The following is a 1,495-nucleotide window of genomic DNA, read 5'->3' on the forward strand; positions in this document are numbered from 1 at the left end:
ATACAACAGCGGTATGCGGCCCATTCGGCCGCACCGCCGGGAACCACCTCAGGCGCGACTCTCATCGAACGAGACTTGTGAAACAGGCGCTAGCTGTACTGCCCGGGGAGGTTGGGGACGCGGCTGGCTGGTGGTTGGCCGCCCAGTGCGGTGTGGCCGCGGTGGTGGTTGTAGGTGTGCAGCCCGTGTGGCAGTGCGGCTCGTCGTTCGGCTTCGGACCGGTAGGGCTGGGCGTAGGCCCATTCGTCGAGCAGGGTGTACCCCGCCGAGCAGGTAGGCGATGCGGGTCGGACCCCACCGCCGCGCCAGGCGGACCTTCACGATCCGGCGTTCGCAGCGGGTGGGCAGGCGACGCGGGCTGTGGTGCGGTCGGCTGCAACGGTCGGTCGTGCCCGCCTCGCCCAGCACGCGACAACGCGAGGCCCAGTGGGCGGTGGTCGGCTAGACCTGGAACCGCTCGGCCGCGCGTCGCAACGGCCGGCCCTCGTCCACGGCGCACCCGGCAGGTCGCCGCCGTCAGGTGCCGGGCATGCCTCCCGGCACCACACGCGGCAGTGATAACGCAATGCGTTCGTATTACACTTGGGTCGGTGTTCCGTGGTGTCAAGGACAGCAAGTGGTCGGCGACCACATCGCCCGACACGGTGTGACCTTGGACGAGGTGAGGGAGGCGATCCTCGAACGTCCGTACTGGCAGGCCGAAGGCCGGGACGACACGATTTTGATGTACGGCCGCACCTATGCGGGACGGTATCTGTTCGTGGTGGCCGCCGAAGACAACGGTGAAGCGTTCATCGTGACCGCGCGGGACATGACACCCAGTGAGAAGAAGACCTTCCTGAGGAAGGCACGGTGATGACAATGGCAAAGCGAAACGAGTCCCTTCCTCGTCCGGTCGAAGACCTTGAGGCGCTGGCCGCTCACTACGACACCCATGACACGTCGGCCGAAATCGAGCATGGCGAGTGGGTTGATCCGCGTCCGATGCAAACCACGTCCCTTCGATTGCCGGGTGACGTCGTCGACGCGCTCAAGGCGCTCGCGCAGACGCGCGGTATGCGCTACACGGCGTTGGTTCGAGAGATCATCGAGCACGCGGTCAACGGTGTGCGCCTCGCGGAGAGCGAGGAATTCGCGCGGATCAACGAGCGACTGGCCCGCATCGAGGCCGCCGTCGTCCCGCAGCCCGAGGAGCCGCCAAGTAAACGTCCAGCGAGGAAGAACCCCGCATCGGGCTCCAAGAAGGCCAAGATCCCCGCGGTCCACGGACGGACCCCCCGGGTGGTGGCCGCAGCGCCTGCATCCACAGCGAAGGGGTACGTCGGCTCTGGTCGCAGGGCGGCAGGGAAGGGCTGAGGCGGTCACGAGGAGGCCAACCCTCCACCACCTCCCCTCCAGCAGAAGGGTTTAGTGTTGATACCCCCCCAAAAATGTGGGGTTTTAAAAAAAAACCACCACAAAAGACACCCAGCCCAACAAACAAACCAAAATGAAA

Annotated in this window: 2 protein-coding genes and 1 pseudogene; 2 read left to right on the forward strand and 1 reads right to left on the reverse strand. The window is 65.4% G+C overall.

Features of this window, described 5'->3' with window-relative positions; genetic code table 11:
* Nucleotides 1-89: 89 nt before the first annotated feature.
* A pseudogene (locus AB0I91_RS44600) lies at nt 90-492 on the reverse strand (integrase core domain-containing protein).
* 124 nt (nt 493-616) lie between these two features.
* Between AB0I91_RS44600 and AB0I91_RS44605 the strand changes: the two are divergent.
* Both AB0I91_RS44605 and AB0I91_RS44610 read left to right on the forward strand, forming a co-directional pair.
* Complete coding sequence (locus AB0I91_RS44605; protein ID WP_499642336.1) at nt 617-856, forward strand: BrnT family toxin; 240 nt, start codon at nt 617-619, stop codon at nt 854-856.
* Between the two features lie 5 nt (nt 857-861).
* A complete protein-coding gene (locus AB0I91_RS44610) occupies nt 862-1,356 on the forward strand; it encodes a hypothetical protein (RefSeq protein WP_498780571.1) in 495 nt (164 codons plus the stop codon).
* Nucleotides 1,357-1,495 lie beyond the last annotated feature (139 nt).

The organism is Actinosynnema sp. NPDC049800 (assembly GCF_040656635.1).
In the GTDB taxonomy this organism is placed as follows: domain Bacteria; phylum Actinomycetota; class Actinomycetes; order Mycobacteriales; family Pseudonocardiaceae; genus Actinosynnema.

What these genes read in the sequence shown, in the direction of transcription:
- AB0I91_RS44610 (WP_498780571.1), top strand. Translation starts at nt 862, where the DNA reads ATGGCAAAGCGAAACGAGTCCCTTCCTCGTCCGGTCGAAGACCTTGAG.